14 protein-coding genes are annotated in these 18,638 nt (G+C 57.2%); 9 read left to right on the top strand and 5 right to left on the bottom strand.

Going from position 1 to position 18,638, the window contains the following annotated elements; genetic code table 11:
• Nucleotides 1-97: 97 nt before the first annotated feature.
• The 5 genes from FH08_RS54465 to FH08_RS0132265 form a co-directional block, all read right to left on the bottom strand.
• Complete coding sequence (locus tag FH08_RS54465) at nt 98-448, bottom strand: polysaccharide biosynthesis protein (RefSeq protein ID WP_081889645.1); 351 nt, start codon at nt 446-448, stop codon at nt 98-100.
• Nucleotides 449-570: 122 nt separating this feature from the next.
• Nucleotides 571-2,445: a polysaccharide biosynthesis protein gene (locus FH08_RS0132280; protein WP_031362327.1), complete on the bottom strand. Its 1,875-nt coding sequence runs from the start codon at nt 2,443-2,445 to the stop codon at nt 571-573.
• Nucleotides 2,445-3,485: an MraY family glycosyltransferase gene (locus tag FH08_RS0132275; RefSeq protein ID WP_031362326.1), complete on the bottom strand. Its 1,041-nt coding sequence runs from the start codon at nt 3,483-3,485 to the stop codon at nt 2,445-2,447. Before FH08_RS0132275 ends, FH08_RS0132280 begins: the two co-directional genes overlap by 1 nt.
• On the bottom strand, nt 3,482-4,447 hold the full coding sequence (locus FH08_RS0132270) for a UDP-glucose 4-epimerase family protein (protein ID WP_031362325.1): 966 nt from the start codon (nt 4,445-4,447) through the stop codon (nt 3,482-3,484). Before FH08_RS0132270 ends, FH08_RS0132275 begins: the two co-directional genes overlap by 4 nt.
• Nucleotides 4,444-5,304: a glycosyltransferase family 2 protein gene (locus FH08_RS0132265; protein WP_081889644.1), complete on the bottom strand. Its 861-nt coding sequence runs from the start codon at nt 5,302-5,304 to the stop codon at nt 4,444-4,446. Before FH08_RS0132265 ends, FH08_RS0132270 begins: the two co-directional genes overlap by 4 nt.
• Before the next feature lie 346 nt (nt 5,305-5,650).
• On the opposite strand from FH08_RS0132265, the gene FH08_RS0132260 reads away from it, so the two are divergent.
• The 9 genes from FH08_RS0132260 to FH08_RS0132220 all read left to right on the top strand — a co-directional run bounded on the left by FH08_RS0132260 (nt 5,651) and on the right by FH08_RS0132220 (nt 18,274).
• Entirely contained in the window at nt 5,651-7,075 is a 1,425-nt protein-coding gene (locus FH08_RS0132260) for a UbiA family prenyltransferase (RefSeq protein WP_031362323.1), read from the top strand.
• A 3-nt stretch (nt 7,076-7,078) separates the two neighbouring features.
• Nucleotides 7,079-8,395 carry an FAD-binding oxidoreductase gene (locus tag FH08_RS0132255; protein WP_031362322.1) on the top strand — a complete coding sequence of 439 codons (1,317 nt, stop codon included), beginning with the start codon at nt 7,079-7,081 and terminating at the stop codon, nt 8,393-8,395.
• Complete coding sequence (locus FH08_RS0132250; protein WP_031362321.1) at nt 8,392-9,132, top strand: SDR family oxidoreductase; 741 nt, start codon at nt 8,392-8,394, stop codon at nt 9,130-9,132. The genes FH08_RS0132255 and FH08_RS0132250 overlap by 4 nt, the downstream gene beginning before the upstream one ends.
• Nucleotides 9,133-9,266: 134 nt before the next feature.
• On the top strand, nt 9,267-10,205 hold the full coding sequence (locus FH08_RS0132245; protein ID WP_031362320.1) for an NAD-dependent epimerase/dehydratase family protein: 939 nt from the start codon (nt 9,267-9,269) through the stop codon (nt 10,203-10,205).
• Between the two features lie 12 nt (nt 10,206-10,217).
• Nucleotides 10,218-11,501 carry an NAD(P)/FAD-dependent oxidoreductase gene (locus FH08_RS0132240; RefSeq protein WP_031362319.1) on the top strand — a complete coding sequence of 428 codons (1,284 nt, stop codon included), beginning with the start codon at nt 10,218-10,220 and terminating at the stop codon, nt 11,499-11,501.
• Nucleotides 11,498-11,923, top strand: a complete 426-nt coding sequence (locus FH08_RS0132235; protein ID WP_031362318.1) for a GtrA family protein — start codon at nt 11,498-11,500, stop codon at nt 11,921-11,923. Before FH08_RS0132240 ends, FH08_RS0132235 begins: the two co-directional genes overlap by 4 nt.
• A gap of 170 nt (nt 11,924-12,093) precedes the next feature.
• A complete protein-coding gene (locus tag FH08_RS0132230) occupies nt 12,094-13,803 on the top strand; it encodes a hypothetical protein (RefSeq protein ID WP_031362317.1) in 1,710 nt (569 codons plus the stop codon).
• A gap of 42 nt (nt 13,804-13,845) precedes the next feature.
• Nucleotides 13,846-15,798, top strand: a complete 1,953-nt coding sequence (locus FH08_RS0132225; protein ID WP_152602968.1) for a hypothetical protein — start codon at nt 13,846-13,848, stop codon at nt 15,796-15,798.
• A gap of 466 nt (nt 15,799-16,264) precedes the next feature.
• Entirely contained in the window at nt 16,265-18,274 is a 2,010-nt protein-coding gene (locus FH08_RS0132220) for an acyltransferase family protein (protein ID WP_031362315.1), read from the top strand.
• Nucleotides 18,275-18,638: the final 364 nt, after the last annotated feature.

Below are 18,638 nucleotides of genomic sequence, written 5' to 3'. Positions count from 1 at the left end.
GGTGGGCCAGCGACGCGCACCAGCGTGAACCTCGTACGCAGCGTGGCCTACTACAACGCTTGGGATGCCACATTCGCGAGGCACTTGCTCAGGCTCATTACGTTGATCGGTTGACCGCTTTGTCGGTGGAAATCTGCATGAAATGGTCGACTTGATTGCGGGGTGCCCCCGCGCCATGTGCTGCTGCCGACACGTTGTTGTGCGCTGCCAGCCGCTCGTTCTGTTCTTGCGCGAGCCGGACATGCTTGCACGCTGCCAAATGAAATACGATGTGCGGCGTGAAATGCGACTGGGTTTGGTCTAGCAGTAAAGGATCTTCGCTTTGCCAACGACCGGAATCATTGATACCGACGCACAAAGCGCCGCGGTAATTGCCATATCGATTGTGAGTTGCTCGGCCCACTGACGTCGGAGCCCGTGACAACGCGTCAGTCGCTCCAAAACTCATTGCGAGCCTGGCTTCGAGAAGAGATCAACATCACGTCGCCACATGGCGCTCTGGTCACACAGGCTCGCTATTCGCTCTGCTGCTACATTCGTCCGTTACAACAGCGGACAATTCACGGCGACTCAACCGTTTCGAATCGATTGAACGCTCGTCAAAACCGGAGGCATTGTCGTCTGATATTCCGGAACCCAGCGGCGTAGATCACGCCTCACTTCGTCGTCAGCCAACACGCGATGCTGCATCAGCCACGGCAGCAATTCATCGAGGAAGTGATTCGGCACTTCGCGCGCCTGCGCGATCCGCAGCTTCGAATGCGGCGTGCGTGTAGTCGTTTCGTCGTCAGCAAGCAGTTCTTCGTACAGCTTCTCGCCCGGCCGCAAGCCCGTGAACACGATCCGGATCTGCTCCTCCGAGAATCCGTACAAGCGAATCAGATCGCGCGCCAGATCCACGATCCTCACCGGCTCACCCATATCCAGGATAAAGATCTCGCCGCCACGCCCCATACTCGACGCTTGCAACACCAGTTGCGCGGCTTCGGGAATGGTCATGAAGAATCGCGTGATCTCCGGATGCGTCACTGTCACCGGGCCGCCCTTTGCAATCTGCTGCTGGAACTTCGGGATCACACTGCCCGCGCTGCCCAGCACGTTACCAAATCTCACCGTCTCGAACTGCGTGCGTGGAGAAGTCTGCTGCAACGCCTGACAAGCCATTTCCGCCAGGCGCTTGCTCGCGCCCATCACGTTGGTCGGGTTCACGGCTTTGTCGGTGGAGATCAGCACGAAATGGCTAACCTGATGACGGATCGCCGCGCGCGCCACGCGCAACGTACCCAACACGTTGTTGCGCACAGCCGCCCATGCGTTCTGCTCTTCCATCAACGGTACATGCTTGTACGCGGCCGCGTGAAACACGATATGCGGGGCGAAACGCGACATAGTCTGATCTAGCAGCAGTGAATCCTTCGCGTCGCCAATGACCGGGATCACCGACAGATCCGGAAACCGCTCATGCAACTCTTCGACCAGCAGATACATAGCGTATTCGCTCAGGTCATAGGCCACGAGTTGCGCCGGCGAGAAACGCAGGATCTGCCTGCACAACTCCGAACCAATCGAACCGCCCGCGCCCGTGACCATCACCACGCGCCCGTGCAGCAGCGCCTCGACGTGCGGCATGTCGATCTTGACCGGCTCACGGCCGAGCAGGTCTTCCAGGTCGATCTGGCGAACCCGTGAGAGGAATGCCTGGCCCTGCGTAAGCACGGTAAGCGCAGGCAGGACCATCGCCTTGACGCCGGCGCGAACGCACATGGTGGCCACGCGCCGTTGCGCATCCACCGATGCCGATGGAATCGCGATGATCGCCGTATCGGCCTTGAGTTGTTCCGCCCAAAGCGGCAGTTCGCTCATCGACCCCAGGACCTTGTGGCCCAAGATTTCGCGACCGCGTTTAGCGGGATCGTCATCGAGCAGGCCGACCAGACGCCATTCGCTCGAGCGCGCCAACTCGCGCACGAGATTCGCACCCGCCGTTCCCGCGCCGAGCACGATCACCGGCTTGCCCTGCCCAATCAAGCCGCCATACCGATAAAATTCCTTGCTCGCCCGATATACCGCGCGAGCGCCGCCCATCGAGAGAAACAACAACAACGGTGCAACCATCAGAACCGAGCGAGGAATCACCGGCGTGGGTTGTGACATGGCAGCGCCCACCATCACTACCAGCGCGCCGCCCATGACCGACTTCGAAATGCGGATCAAATCGGGCAGGCTCGCAAACACCCACATTCCGCGATACAACCCGAACACGCGAAACATCACCGCATAGACCGGCAACACCCAGATGAGAGCCTCAAGCGCGCCGTGCCAGAAGTCGGCAGGGATAGCGCCATTGAAACGGACCGAGTAGGCCGCCAGCCAGGTTCCGGCAACCGCGCACAGATCGAACGCGAACGCGCCGGCTGACAACCATGTAGCTTTATATTGTTTCATCAGCATGGACCTTTAGGGTTTTCCGAAACGCTCGATTGGGATCCGTGCCCTCGCCATCGCACGTCGATGCCCACCCCGGCCAACACCAGCACCATAGCCCAACCCGCAACCACCATCCATTGCAAAAGTTGCGATAATCCCAGCGCCCACAAAGCAAGCATTATGCCCGCTGCCATCCCAAAGTACCAGATGAGGGCAGTACGAGCATGGCCAATGCCGAAACGCACCATGCGTTGATAGTAGTGCTCCCGGTGGGCTTCCCAAAACTTATCGCCCCGCAAGAGCCTGCGTAGAAGCGTGATGGACGCATCCCCGATGAACGGCGCGAACACCAGTGCCGGGAACCAGATTGGCCACACTCCTCTCAGCCAGCCCCAATAGCCAAGCGCTCCGGCTAGAAAACCCAGCGGAATAGATCCGGCATCGCCGAGAAAAATTCGCGCTGGATGAAAATTGAATAGCAAGAACCCCGCCGCCGCACCGGCAACCACGGCACTCGCAATACCCAGATCAATTTGCGGGACTGGTCCGCTCAAGGCCGCGATGGCGTAGCCGCCGAAGCCGAACAGCGCCATGCCGCCCGCAAGTCCGTCCGCGCCGTCCATGAAGTTGTAGAGATTCACCAGCCACAGCATCAGGAAACCGACAACAACCAGAGCCCACCAAGGCACGGGCGCAGGATTAACTGCAATGAGCAGCATCACGGCGAGCATGTGTGCACCAAATCGGACCCGCGCCGGAAGTCCGCGTCGATCATCGATCTGCGACACCGCGGCGAGAAAGGCCGCGCCAGCAGCTGCAAGCCAGATGGAGGGCATGAGCAGCAAGATTGCTACGGTTGCGACCGGGACGATGCCCCAGCCTCCGACTCGCGGCGTCGGACGCGTGTGCAGCGAACGGTCGTTCGGAACATCGGTTGCGAGACGCCATGCGAGGCCGGTCTTGAGCAACAGGCCAAGAATCAGTGCGCTGGCGAACAGTGCGCAGACGGCGGCGCAGGCGGCCGAGAGCCAAGGTGATTGAGCGAAAAAGGTATTCATCGGCGGCTTTGATCGTTAGTCGACGAGCGATACCACGCGGCCGTTGCAGCGAGACCGGCATCGAGCGCTACAGGCGGAGTCCAGCCTAACACAGCGCGGATGTGAGTCGAATCGACCTGCAGGCTATCCGTAAGGCGCTCTACTTGCGGGAGCCGCCCGGTAAGACGGCCGGCAAGCCTCAGCAACGCAACCGGGATCGGCACGAGGCGCGCCGGCCGGCCGAGGTGACGGCCGAGCGCACGCGCCAGTTCGGCTACGCTCAGATCGATGCCGTCAGAAACATGGAACATTTCACCGACTGCACGTCTGTCGGTCGCGCAAAGTGCTATGGCGCTGGTGAGGTTATCGATGAAGCACAGGCTGCGGCGTGCATGCACACCACCGATCGGCAACGGCAGCCCTTTTGCGACGGCGTTGACAAGGCTCAGGAAGTTGGCGCGCACGTCGGGCCCATAAATCAATGGCGGGCGTACGATAACGACCTCCAGACCGGTGCGCTTACCGAAATCCTGCAATGCGATTTCAGTCTCCGCTTTGGATATCCCATACGGCTCCAGCGGATGGCGCTCGTCGGTTTCCCTGAGCGGATGGCCGCGGTCGCTGTCTGCCAGAGCCTTGATGCTGCTCACGAACACGAAACGCGGCACGCCTGCGCTCAGCGCAGCTTGCGCGACATGCAACGCTCCAGCGACGTTGACTTCGCGAAAGGCGGCGAGCGGGTCGACGGCATCGTCGTGCATCATGTGAACGCGGGCGGCGAGATGAATGACAGCGGTGCAGCCATCGAAGGCATCGGGCGTCGCCGTGCTCAACGAATCAAGGGTTCTTGTCACGACGCCCGGCTCGCACACGGCGTTCGACCGCACGATGCCCACGACCTCGAAGTCCTGGTTGAGCAGCAGACGGCTCAACGCCCGGCCGATAAAGCCGTTGGCCCCTGTAATGGCAATCCGCGCTCTCATAACCACTTCCAACCGAAGCGGGTGAAAAACCTGAATGCGGAGCTGGCAAACAGCTTCACGTGCGCCCCGCCCTTGCGCGCCGCGCCGCCGCCGTGATGCAGAACACGCACGGCAGGCACGTAGGCCACGCGGGCAACCTCGTGCGTGCGGAGGCTCAGATCATAGTCTTCGAAATAGAGGAAATAGCGTGGATCGAACCCATTCAGACGCTTGAGTATGTCGGTGCGAAACAACATAAAGCAGCCGCTGACAATGGGCGGGTCCCAAATAATGGTTCGATCGTCGATTACATCGCGCATCTCGTAGTGCGCAAGGCGTTTTGCGAACGGTCGCCGGAGGCTTGACGGAAGAAAACCGCGCGCAAAAAGGTCGAGCACGGTTGGGAAACGCCGGCAAAGGAATTGCTGCTCGCCGCTGTCATCCCGGATGAGCGGCGTGAGCAAGCCGGTGTCCGAGTGTGCGTCGAGAAAGGAGAGTGCTTCGATCAACCCACGTTCATCCAGTTCAATATCAGGATTGAGCACAAGGTGGTAACGGCTGTGCGTGCGCTCGATGCCAAGATTGTGGCCTCGACCATAACCCACGTTACCGTGACCAGCTATCCGTTCCAGCGCGAACTCAGCGCGCAAAGCAGCCTTGGGCGTGCCGATGAGTTCGTCAGGACCGCCGTTATCGATGAAATAAAGGCATGCGCGCTGCGCCGGCGCGAGTTGTTGGAGCGCAACCGCCAGCGTCTCGAATACACGATCGAGCATGACCAGATTTGGGCGATACACAACGATGGAAATGCTGAGCGTATCAAGCAGGCCTGACGGATCGAGTGGGTCGATAATGCCCTCTTTCTTTATATGTCGCATTTGTTCAAATCCAATACCGTATGCGGCAAGCGGGCGTTCCGGCGCTATCTAAAGAGCAGAAGTTTGCTCAATTCGGGACAGTTCGGCAACCGGGCTTGCGATTTGTTACGGGGTTAGGTACTTTAAAATCCGCTGAGAATAGTCTGTAAGCGTCGATTTTACCGGTCGGCCCTCCTCGAAATGCGTGGTTTGCATCATTCTTTCAAAGTTTGTACTCAGTGCCGCCAGATAGTAAAGTAGCGACCGCAAACCGGGCGACAGCGTCGTTACCCAATCGCAGCGCGCATTGCGCCTCTTGCTTGCTTCGTGCAGCCTAAAAACCTATATGCAACACGTGGCCGACCTAATACGCAGTAAACCGATTGTGGTGGATCTCGACGGCACCCTAATTCGCTCGGATGTCCTTGTCGAGAGCGGTTTTGCCTTTCTGAAATCCGCCCCTCACCGCTTTATGGAACCCCTGCGCTGGCTGGCCCGGGGCGGTAAGCCTGCACTCAAGTCCCGGCTGGCGGAACACGCGCATATTGACGTCACCGTCCTTCCTTACAACCCGCAAGTGCTGACATGGCTGAAAGCGGAACGTGCTGCGGGGCGTTCGCTCGTGCTCGCCACCGCGAGCCATGAGCGCTTCGCCAATGCCATCGCGACGCATCTCGATCTCTTCGATAAAGTTTTCGCGACCAACGAACAGGTCAATCTTTCCTCGGACAACAAGCGCGATGCGTTGGTGGCCGAATACGGTGAAAAGGGCTTCGATTACGTGGGCAATTCCCACGACGACGTCTCCGTGTGGGCCGCGGCTGATCGCGCGTACGTGGTCGATCCTTTCGCTGGTGTCGAGCGTGCCGCACGCAAGCTCGGCAACGTGGAGCGCGTATTCGAAAGCCGTCCGCCGCAGACAAAAGTGTGGGCAAAGTCGTTACGCCTGCACCAGTGGTTGAAGAATTTCCTGATCTTTGTGCCGTTGCTGGCCGGACATCACATGGACTCGCTGCCGCTGATTCTCAAAGCGCTGATCGCATTCGTCGCATTCGGCATGTGCGCATCGAGTGTGTATCTCCTCAACGACCTGCTCGACCTCGAAGACGACCGGCACCACCCCGTCAAGCGTAACCGCCCACTGGCGTCCGGCGCGATGCCCCTGATGTGGGGTGTCGCGCTGTTCCCGGTGCTGCTCGCAGGCGCAATTGGGCTTGCCACGCTGTTCCTGCCCTGGCGCTTTGCTGCGGTACTCGGTGGCTACTACATCCTCACGCTCGCGTATTCCATGGCACTCAAGCGCCGCGTGATGGTCGACGTGGTCGTCCTCGCCGGGCTCTATACCGTGCGCATCGTAGCGGGAACGGCGGCTGTCGGAACGCACCTGACGTTCTGGCTGCTCGCTTTTTCCATGTTCTTCTTCCTGAGCCTCGCGCTCGTCAAGCGCTACGCCGAACTGCACTCTATGCAGGCGCGCGGCCTCGCGAAAACACGCGGACGGGGATACGTTGCGAGCGACCTACCGCTGGTCTCGTCGCTCGGGACCGCCGCTGGCTATATCTCCGTGCTGGTGCTAGCGATGTACATTCAGGACCACAATACGGCGAGCCTTTATCGGCATCCCCAGATCATCTGGCTTGCGTGTCCGCTCATGCTTTACTGGATCAGCCGGACCTGGATCATCGCGCATCGCGGGATGATGCACGACGATCCCATCGTCTTCGCCGCGCGCGACAAAACCAGCCTCGTGGTCGTCGCGTTGTGCGGCCTCGTGTTCTGGCTGGCGGCCTGATCGATGGCGACACTGCTGTCATGGGGCCGCTATCCCAACGCGCCGCAGGAGCCGCATCCGGTGGCCTGGCGAGATGTCGCCATGCGCACCTGGCATAAGGTGCAGCACGAGCACGGCACCACGCTCGCGTTCGGCAATGGCCGCAGCTACGGCGACAGTTGCCTCGCCGCGTCGGGCCATGTGGTGCAAACACTGCCACTGGACCGGCTGATCACGGCCGACTGGAACAGCGGCGTCGTGCGCGCGGAGCCAGGTATCACGCTCGAACAAATGCTTGAGGTTGCCATTCCACGCGGCTGGATGTTGCCGGTCACTCCAGGCACCAAGTACGCGACGCTCGGAGGCGCTATTGCGAACGACGTTCACGGCAAAAATCATCATGTCCGCGGCACGTTCGGCAGGCACGTGCGCTGCTTCGGCCTTGCCCGCAGCGACGGCACGCAACTGGAATGTTCGCCGGAATTCAACGAAGCCCTTTTTGCTGCGACCATCGGCGGCCTTGGACTGACCGGGCTGATCCTGTGGACCGAGATCCAGTTGATGCCGATCAAGTCGAGTCTCATCGACGTCACCAGCATTCGCTTCGCCAATGTCGACGAGTTTTTCACTCTGTCCGAAGAACTCGATACGCAACATGAATATAGCGTCGCCTGGGTCGACTGCCAGAGTCGCGGTGCAGCGCTCGGTCGCGGCATTTTCATGGTCGGCGATCATGCGCGAAACGGGCCGCTGGAAGTGGATCGCAAGAAGAAGCGCACCGTACCCATCACGCCGCCAATTTCGCCGTTCAACCCGGTGACGCTGCGCGCACTCAACGAGTTGTATTACCGTCGGCAACGACAGGCGAAGGTCTACTCGCGAGTGGGTTACGACGGCTATTTCTATCCGCTCGATGGACTGCTCGAATGGAACCGTATCTACGGCCGGGCCGGTTTTCAGCAATATCAATGCGTCGTGCCGGCCTCGGTTGCGCGTGATGCCATACACGCAATCCTCGAAGCCATTTCGGCCAGCGGTACCGGCTCGTTTCTCGCCGTGCTCAAGCGCTGCGGTGCGATCGAGTCGCCGGGGCTGTTATCGTTTCCGTTGGAAGGCACGTCGCTCGCCCTCGATTTTCCGCAGCGCGATGAGCGCAACACGCGCCTCTTCGCCACGCTGGACGCGATTGTCCGCGAAGCCGGTGGTCGAATGTATCCCGCGAAAGACGCACATATGCCGGGTGCGGATTTTCGCGCCGCCTATCCTCAGTGGCAGCAACTCGAGTCGCTCCGCGATCCAGCCATGCTGTCGCGCTTTTGGGAACGAGTCACACAGTTATGAAAAACGTATTGATTGTTGGCGCCACGTCCGCCATCGCCATCGCCTGTGCTCGCCAGTGGGCTGCGGCCGGAGCGCGATTCTTCCTGGTTGCACGCAACGGCGAGCGACTTCAGCAAGTTGCCGCCGACCTCACTGCGCGCGGCGCGCAGTTCGCCGCGTGCCATCAACTCGATATCGATCATCTCGACGAACACGCGGCCATGCTCACCCGCTGCGCGACCGAACTCGGGACGATGGACATCGTGCTGATCGCACCGGGCACTTTGCCGGATCAACAGGCTTGTCAAAACGATCCGGCAGTCGCGGTGCGAGAATTCAACACGAACGCTGTTTCGGTGATTGCATTGCTGACGCCTATCGCCAACGCGCTCGAAGCGCAGAAGACTGGCGCGCTCGCGGTGATTTCCTCTGTCGCGGGGGATCGTGGACGGCCGTCGAACTATCTTTACGGGAGTGCTAAGGCCGCGTTGTCAGCGTTTCTGGAGGGGTTGCGTGCGCGGCTGTTCAAGGCAGGCGTCCATGTTGTAACCATCAAGCCAGGCTTTGTCGCCACGCCGATGACCGCCGGCTTGCCACTGCCCGGACCGCTCGTGGCCACCGCTGACAAAGTAGCGCAGGACATTGTGAAGGCGATAAGCAAGAAGAAAAACGTGCTTTATACGCCGTGGTTCTGGTGGGGGATCATGGCGATCATTCGGAATGTGCCGCAGTTTTTGTTCAAGCGGGCTTCGCTGTAACTCCGGCAGTAGTCAAGCGCAAGGACGCAGAGACAGCAGCGCGCGCACCTGCTCATCCGTCCAGGAACCCAAGATTGCGCCGGGTACCATGAAGCCTGATTCGAACCTTTACGTGTCTTTTTTTGAGCTATCGCATGAAGCAAACCCGCATCGTGATTCCTGGCGGCGCCGGCCTTGTCGGCCAAAACCTCGTAGCGCGCCTAAAGGCGCAGGGCTACAACAACCTGATCGTGCTCGACAAGTTCCGCGCGAATCTCGACATCCTGCGCAAGACGCACCCCGATGTCACCGCAATCTACGCAGACCTCGCCGAACCTGGCGACTGGGAACAACATTTTGCAGGCGCTGACGTTGTTGTCATGTTGCAGGCCCAGATTGGCGCGCCGACGCTCGAGCCGTTCATTCGCAACAACATTACGTCCACGCGCCATGTGCTCGCGGCGATCAAGCAGTACGACATACCGTACACCGTGCATATCAGTTCGTCGGTGGTGTATTCGGTGGCCAAGGATTTCTATACCGATACCAAGCGCGAGCAGGAAGAAATCGTGCTCGCCTCGGGGATCGAATGCGTAGTGTTGCGGCCTACGCTGATGTTCGGCTGGTTCGACCGGAAGCACCTTGGCTGGCTGTCGCGCTTCATGCAGCGCGTTCCGGTGTTTCCCATTCCCGGCAGCGGCAAGTACATGCGCCAGCCACTGTACGTCGGCGACTTTTGCAACGTGATCATCAGTTGCATCGACTCGCGCATCAAGAACGCGGCGTACAACATTTCCGGTCTGGAGCGAGTTGATTACATCGACATCATTCGCCAGATCAAACGCGCCACGCATGCGAAGTGCGCGATCGTGAAGATTCCGTATGGCCTGTTCTATGTGCTGCTGAAGGTCTACGCTCTGTTCAGCAAGAATCCGCCATTCACCGCCGATCAACTCAAGGCGCTAACCGCTGGCGACGAGTTCGAAGTAATCGACTGGCCGGAAATTTTCAAGATTCGCCCGACACCCTTTGCGAAAGCGATGGACGAGACTTTCAACGATCCCGTCTATAGCCACATTGCACTTGAATTCTGATCTGACGACACTATGAGCGACGAGCGTATTGCAGTCTTGGGCGCCGGGCCAATGGGCCTGGGCGCCGCGTACCAACTGGTGAAGGACGGCCGCAAGCCGATCATCTTCGAAGCCGACGATCGCGTTGGCGGCATGGCCGCGTGCTTCGATTTCGGCGGGATGTCGATCGAGCGCTACTACCACTTCCACGCGATCTCGGATCATGCGTTTCTCAAGGTATTGAAGGAGCTTGGCCTCGAGGACAAGATGCAGTGGCGCGAGACCAAGATGGGCTACTTCTACCAAAACCGCGTGCAGGCGTGGGGTAATCCGATTGCGCTGCTGAAGTTCAAGGGCCTGAGTTTCGTCGCAAAATTTCGCTATGGACTTCATGCGTTCCTGTGCACGAAACGTAACGACTGGAAGCCGCTAGATCACGTGGAAGCGACAGGCTGGATTCGCAAGTGGATCGGCGAAGAAGCGTGGGAAGTGTTGTGGCGGCGTCTGTTCGACTACAAGTTTTACGACTACTCAGACAACTTGTCGGCGGCCTGGATCTGGAGCCGGATTCGCCGGATCGGACGCTCGCGATACAACCTCTTTCACGAGAAGCTTGGCTATCTTGAGGGCGGCTCGGACACGCTGCTGCATGGTATGCGGCGCTATATCGAGGCGAATGGCGGTGAGTTTCGCCTCGGTACACCCGTGCAAAAAGTGGTGATGGAGGACGGACAAGTCAAAGGCATCGAAGTGAACGGCGCCTTTCTTCCATTCGATAAGGTCATTAGTACGATCCCCCTGCCCTACGTGCCGCGTGTGATGCCCGACTTGCCGGCCAACATTCTTGACTCGTTCAAGAGCGTCAAGAATGTAGCTGTGGTGTGCGTTATCGTGAAGTTGAAGAAGCGCGTCACTGAGAACTTCTGGCTCAATACGAACGATCCTGAGATGGATATTCCGGGCATTGTCGAATATACAAATCTGCGACCGATGGACCAGCATATTGTGTATGTGCCGTTCTACGTGCCGGGTGAGCATCCGAAATATCAAGAAGCGGATTCGGTGTTTATCGACAAGGTTAAGCGGTACCTGATGAAGGTCAATCCGGCTTTGACACCGGACGACTTTCTGGATGTGCGGGCGAGTCGGTATCGGTTTGCACAGCCAATTTGCGAGCCGGGATATCTTGATCGCCTGCCGCCGATCCAACTGCCCGTGAAGGGATTGCTCGTCGCCGATACGTCTTACTACTACCCCGAGGATCGTGGAATTTCCGAGAGTATCGATCTGGCGCGGAAGATGGCGAAGATGATATGACGCGAGCACACACGGTTGCGAAGAAGACGTTCGTGTCGCGAGAGTTCCTGGTGTTCTTGTTGACCGGTGGCTTCGCGGCCGCGGTCAACTGGGGAAGCCGGATTGTCTACAACATCTGGATGCCCTACTCATCGGCGATTATCGTCGCGTACATTACCGGGATGATCACAGCGTTTATCCTCGCGAAACTGTTCGTGTTTAAAAGCAGCACACAGTCGACGGGCAAGTCAGTTTTCTTCTTTACGCTGGTGAATCTTGTGGCCGTACTGCAGACGTGGGCGGTCAGTGTGGGCCTTGCCTATTGGCTATTTCCCAGGCTCGGCATGAATTGGCATGATCGTGACATTGCGCACCTGGTCGGAGTGGCAATTCCGGTTTTTACGAGCTATGTGGGGCACAAGCGGTGGAGTTTTAAGCACTAGAGTCAGAGGAGCCCCAGAGATTGGACGGGCGGTTACGTGCTCGTTTCAACGATTCACACTGCAAGCTTTTACCTGGGCATAAACGCTCGAATTTGTCTTCCCGGCTACTTGATTAAACATAAATAAGAAGTCGGGCAACGTATTGAGCATGTCCTGCATGGAAATTAACAGTGAAAATACCTTACCTAACGGACTTGGGCAGACCTCGGGCATCGTCCGAAACCGGCGCCGATCACCTCATATTGTCGATCGTAACGGCATGGCTTTTGATCGTCGGAATTGCGGTTTTTTGCACTACTATTCATGGAATAGTCAACCACTACTCGCCGATTCCGTTCTCCGATCAATGGGACGGATACTTAGGATTCGTTCATCAATTGCGTCTTGGGCACCGGTCCGCATGGTGGGAACAGCACAACGAGCATAGGCTCGTTTTAGCGCGTATTCTGTTCTGGATAGACGCGTACATATTCGGTGGACGCAATATATTCCTGCTCATTGCCGGGATGTCTATCCAATTTTTCACGCTGCTTCTGTTTGTCAAACAAGCGCAGAAAGGCCGCACCCCGGTCCCACGATTGGCTATTGTTGGGATCGCTCTAAGTTTTTTATTTTCGTGGATTCAACAGGAGAACTTTGTCTGGGGATTTCAGAGCCAGTTTCTGATGGTCTACTTGTTTGCCCTATGCGCTTTCGCAACCTTTGGGCTTGGTATCGCCGACACACGGCCACGGTGGCATGGAACCTATGGCGCATCGGCATTGGCCGTATTGGCGACACTGTCGATGGGCAACGGTATCTTCGTTTTTGCTATCTTGTGTTTCCAGTCGCTTATCATGCGCCGCCCCTGGCGTGAGCTAGCGGTCCTTTTGGTAAGTGGCGGGATTGTAGCCACGATTTACTTCCACGGATTTCAAAGGCTGGACCAGGGCTTCCCTAGCGTCGAACCTCACACTGCACTTCGTTTAATTCCCCACTTCTTCCTTGTCTTCATGGGATCTGCTGCATTTGCGGCAGAACGCGACATAACGGTCGGGACCATCTTTGGGTTGCTCTCACTTGCCGCCATGACTTATCTCGCCGTTAGCTTATATGTGCAGCGAGCGATCACGCCATACAGGGGATTTCTGATTGCCGGATACGCGTTGGTGGTGATGTCGGCCATAGCCGCGACGCTTGGACGTTATCCGATGGGAATAGGACAAGCGACGGTAAGTCGATATGACACCCCGATGTTGATCAGCCTGACCTGCCTGATATTGCTCGGGCTCGACACCATCAAGAACATCAAATGGCGGGGCATCGCGCTGCTTGGAGCAGCAATACTGGCGACATGGATTGCATCATTTCAGCGAATTGCCTCCATCGACACGCCTGAGTTATTCCAACGCAATCTGGCCGTTCTGTCGATGAAGATTGGCTTGCACCGCCCCGATCTCACCGCGTCGATCTATCCGCCACAGGGTTGGCCATATATATCGCAAGAAGCTAAATACGCGGAAGATGTGCACTTCGGCCCGTACGCGAGCGGCTGGCTGCATGATGCCGGTCACGTCAGGTTTTCACCGTCTCAGGTCGACAATTCGGTTTGCCGCGGGTATTTTGATGACCTCAAGCACGACCCGGCAGGCACGATCGCGACCGGTTGGGTGGTCACGAAACACCAGAGGACCGACCCGGTACTGATCCTTCTTGTGGATAACAAAGATCAAACGGTTGGCTATGGCGTCTCGGGAATGCCTCGTCCTGACGTGAAACATGCGCTGCGTACTAGCGTGAATGCTGGATGGACTTCGTTTGCTCTTGCCGACACAGAGCCCGTGGCGGCCTATGCGTATACGAACGCGACGTTTTGCAAAATGACCAGGAACCCTGATTAAAGGGAACACAAGGCCCCATAGGCCCAAAGAGAGCAAACGCCAATGTCAGCAGAGCTTCAGTCCAAGCCCCTCCCGAACAGATACGACTGCCACGGCCGAAGTGGGCGCCGAAGTGGCATTATTGGCGTCGTCTTAGCCGCGCTGTTCATGGCGGCGATCGTGCTCAGCTACCTGCCCCTGTCGCCATTTTTCCCTACAGACAACCTTGATTCCGCCTGGCAGTGGGTAATGAACGAAGCGGTGGCGCGTCATCTGATTATTGGCCGCGACGTCATATTCACTTTCGGTCCCTTTGCGTCGGTAGATACGCGCCAGTATCATCCCGCTACAGATATGCTGGACATGGGAGCAAGCCTCCTCCTCGGACTTGCGTTGGCCACCGGATTGCTCTCGGTCGCAACGGGTCGTCGAAAGTGGCCGCTCGTCGCCGTTCCCGCCGCCATCCTGCTCAACACCACGATACGGGACCCGCTCTTTCTCGCGTTGCCACCGCTCCTGCTTATCCTTACCGTGCGCATTGAGATGCGACGCGATTCGCCGCTGGCACTTTCACCCTTCTGGGTGACTTCGATTTCGCAGGTTCTCCTGACCGCGTCCCTGGGTATCCTGCCGTTGATCAAGGGATCGTTCGGTTTGCTTAGTATTGTGCTCGCGGGAGTCTGCTTTCTCCTGCAATGGCGCTCGAGTCCAGCGAAGGCGCTCGCTGGTTCTGTCATTTTCATCGGCACGCTAGTTGGCGGCTGGGCCGTCGCGGGCCAGCCGATTGACGCGATGCCTCACTACTTCCTATCGATGCGCCCAATTATTTCCGGTTACACGGACGCCATGTCGACGCGTGGCCGATACGATGAGCTGATCGTCTATGTATTGAGTGCGGCAGTGCTGCTCGGCTCGGCTTACCTTGGAATCGCCAGGCGTGCCAAACTGGCGGGCGTGGCCTTGATATTTGGTTTGGCCCTCACGCTATTCGTCATGTTCAAGGCCGGTTTCGTCCGGCACGACGCCCACGCATTGATCGCGTTCGGCACGCTGATGTTTGTAGATATCTCTGTGGCGCTTCTCAGCTCGCAACGCGTGGCGGCGATTCTGGTCGTCCTGGCCCTGGGCGGATATATGTTCTCCGACAATCACTACATGCATGTTCGAACGCTACCTGCACGCATTTCAAATGGAGTATCAACGATTGTGCGTGGGATCGAGAATCGCAGCCACGGTAACGCGACTGTCCTTGCCGAATACTCGAGGAACTTGGCGGACATGAGTGCATCGTTTCCGCTGCCCGCTCTGCAAGGAACGTGGGACGTCTATCCAAACAGCCAGAACATACTGCTTGCGAACAACGTGCCGTGGTCGCCGCGACCGATCTTCCAAAGCTACTCTGCATACGGGCTCGAGCTCGCAAAGTTGAACGAGGCCCATCTGCTGGGGCCATCTGCTCCGGACAATATCCTGTTTGGCGTTGCCCCAATCGATGGGCGGTTGCCGGCACTGGAAGACGGTCTGAGCTGGCTAACACTGATCAACGCCTATTCGGTACGCGGGCGTTCGGGCGATTTCGCGATCCTGCGCAAAAACCGGGTCACTGCACCTGCATCGCTTGAGTCCTTTGAGCGCGTGGACACTGTTCTCGGCCAGAGTATTGCCATTCCGGCCGGAAATGATCCGGTATGGGCGAAGCTTGACCTAGCACCGTCGTTCGCAGGACGTATCGTGAGCATATTATTCGCGGCACCCGAGGTGCACATCGAGTTGTCATTCGCCAACGGCCGGACAGACTCATACCGATACATTCCGTCGATGGGAGCGGCTGGTTTCCTCGTCTCACCGCTGATAAGAAACACCGATGACTTCGCAGAGTTGATGTCCTTAAGTCACAATCAGCACTTTGCAGGCTTGCGTCCGATCTCGATCCGCGTCGTGCCGCAGCGACACTCCGGATGGCTGTGGTCCGAGAACGTGCCAGTGGAGTTTTGGCGGGTTGAGATGTCGGGGTAGATCGGCACTAACGGCCGCGCTGTTTCGCACGTCCGCCTTAGCGTGCGTATGGTGTGCTGGAGTTTTGCGCCTGCTCCAGCGCCCGGATCGAAAAAGCGTACGAATGCTATTTCGGGGAAAAGTTACTCTGCGCAAACGAATAGCAATGGTGTGCGACCAGCAAAAGGGTATTGCCTGCTTTATCTGCGTTGGCAAGTACCCTCCCGATGCTGAACCTAGGCGTGCTGTGTACGACACTGGGCTGCCTGGAGGCATCAATGACCACACTTTCGGGTCCAGCCCCCCGGCCGAAGCCACGCGGCCGCACTCCTCATAGAGAAGCTCCAACTGAGTTACCAGCCGCGACAATGAAAGCTACAATGCGGCCTCGGTCGATGCGGGGCGTCTCCATCGAGACTACGAGCAGCTCGATCGATCCCGACAATCGCCGCCGTTTCGGCAGCAGACTAGGCTAAGAAAACAACTCATGCCAACTAGCACCAACCCTGCATACCGTGCCGATATTGACGGATTGCGAGCTGTGGCCATAGTTTCGGTTGTCGTCTTCCATGGATTCCCGGCATTAGCTCCCGGCGGATTTGTCGGCGTCGACGTGTTTTTCGTTATTTCAGGCTTTCTGATTACGCAAAACATTCTTACGGATCTGACGAACAAGAATTTCTGCTTGCTCAGTTTTTACGATCGACGAATTCGGCGCATTTTCCCGGCTCTGGTTTTAACACTAGCTATAGGATCATTCTTAAGCTGGCTGTTCCTCCTGCCCACTGAGTTCGCAAAATTTGGAACGCAATTGACAGCGGGGGCAGGCTTTTTTTCCAACTTTACAAGCTGGAAAGATGCCGGTTATTTTGATTTGAACGCGCAATCAAAGCCGTTGCTCCATTTATGGTCTCTCAGTATTGAAGAGCAATTTTATATATTCTTGCCGCTATTGCTGATGGTGACGTGTCGGCTATCGCGCAGACTTACACTCATTCTTTTGTCGCTCGCTCTTGTTTCGTTTTCAGTTAACATTTTCTTCGTACATAGCAACCCGGTTGCTGCATTTTATTCGCCGGTCACCAGGATGTGGGAGTTGTTAATCGGCAGCATCGCTGCGTCCGCAATGGTAGGCAGAAATGTATCCAGGTTCACAGCGGAAAAACAAAACTTCCTGGTAGCCGCGCTCTCTGTTATCGGTCTCGCCCTAGCATTGAACTCCTTTGTTTTTATCAGTGAGGCAGACAGCTTTCCGGGGTTCGTGGCGCTCGCACCAACGGCCGCGACCTTGCTTCTCATCGTCGCCGGACCGAGGGCGATAGTGAACCGGCTCGTCCTGGCAAATCCCATCTTTGCTTTCATCGGGCGCATCAGTTACCCGCTCTACCTGTGGCACTGGGTACTGCTTTCAATGCTCTCGATCGTAAATGGTATTAATTCAAATTACGCGCTGAGGATTGCAACCCTATTGTTAGCCAGCGTTCTTGCTTGGGTGACGTACGAGTTTGTTGAAAAACCCATTCGGAGCAGGCAATGGACATCAGCGAGCGCGCCATCGTTAGCTTTGGCTCTGAGTGTATTTTTGGTTATCGGGTTTGCGATCCAACGAGGTCAGATTTCATCACGATCGGGCATGTCCGTCGATCTCAAACCTATCTTCAGCGCGATTAACGACTGGCGTCCTGAGGATTATTCGACCGACGTAAAAGGCAACAGCAGCGGTCGAGTACTGATCATCGGCGATTCATTCACCGGCAATTACGTCACCCGCATAGCGAGCGTTGTAAAGTCCCACACGAATTCTCTTTCTGTCAGCTACGCCGGTACAGCCGGTTGTCCACCGATACCCAATTTAAACCGGATCGCGTACCCGGGTGATTGCGTCAAAGCTAACGATGCCGCATTTTTAGAGGCAATGGAGCCCGACGTTAAACGGGTCGTGCTTCTGTCTGCATGGCACTATTTTTACCCATTGAGAAAGCGACATAGGCAGGCGACCAAGGCCTCATTTGAGCACGATGTCATGATGTACTCGAAGGACGACCCACATCGAACCCCGATTTCATTCGGATCTACGGCTTACCGCAAAGCGTTTTCAGACCTACGAGGCGAGATTGCCGCATTGAGAAAAGCTGGAAAGGAGGTATATATCGTTTTGCCGACGCCTATGAGCGACAGTTTTGACCCTTCCTTGATGGTCGATCGCTTGTCCGCGAAGCCAATACTGAGCACTGGCATTCCGAAAAGCCAGTACTACGCGTCGTTTCAGCCGATGATCGACGAACTGACGGCTGTAGCTCACAGCACCGGCGCTGAGCTGCTCGACCCGGCAGAAGATCTATGCAGGAATGACTTCTGCAGCGCAGTTTATGACGGAAAGCCGATCTACAAAGACTTCGGCCACATTCGACCCTTCTTTACACGCAATAACGTGACCGTGTTTGACCACGTCGTATTGGATCAGGGTCAACGTACAAATGAGGCCCACCAGAGATAAGGTCACGGGCCAGACGCATCAAAACGTGCCATCTTACTTTGGAACGGTTCTCCTGCGTTCTGTCAGCTTCTCGTTCACCTGCTCCCACGAGATCATGGGATGCCTGTCATGCGGTTCCACCTCCGAGACCGTGGAGAGGCGCTAGTAGCGGTCAGTGAATTCGGACACGCCACGCGTGCGTCCAGACGCTCCGCAGGACAGATCTCATCGAGCGTCATTGCGTGATACACCGGTATCTAGTCGGCCTTGCAGAAGTGCGTAAGGCCCCGTCTGGCTTGGCGATGCAGTTTGTTGGAGGGCAATAGAACTCCCAGAACGAATATCGATCTGATAAAGATTCTGGGAGTTTTGGAGTGGTCGCCAA

The organism is Caballeronia sordidicola, assembly GCF_000729995.1.
Classification (GTDB): Bacteria; Pseudomonadota; Gammaproteobacteria; order Burkholderiales; family Burkholderiaceae; genus Caballeronia; species Caballeronia sordidicola_A.
The sequence above is the reverse complement of the archived record's forward strand: the minus strand, read 5'-3'. Positions and strand labels throughout refer to the sequence as shown.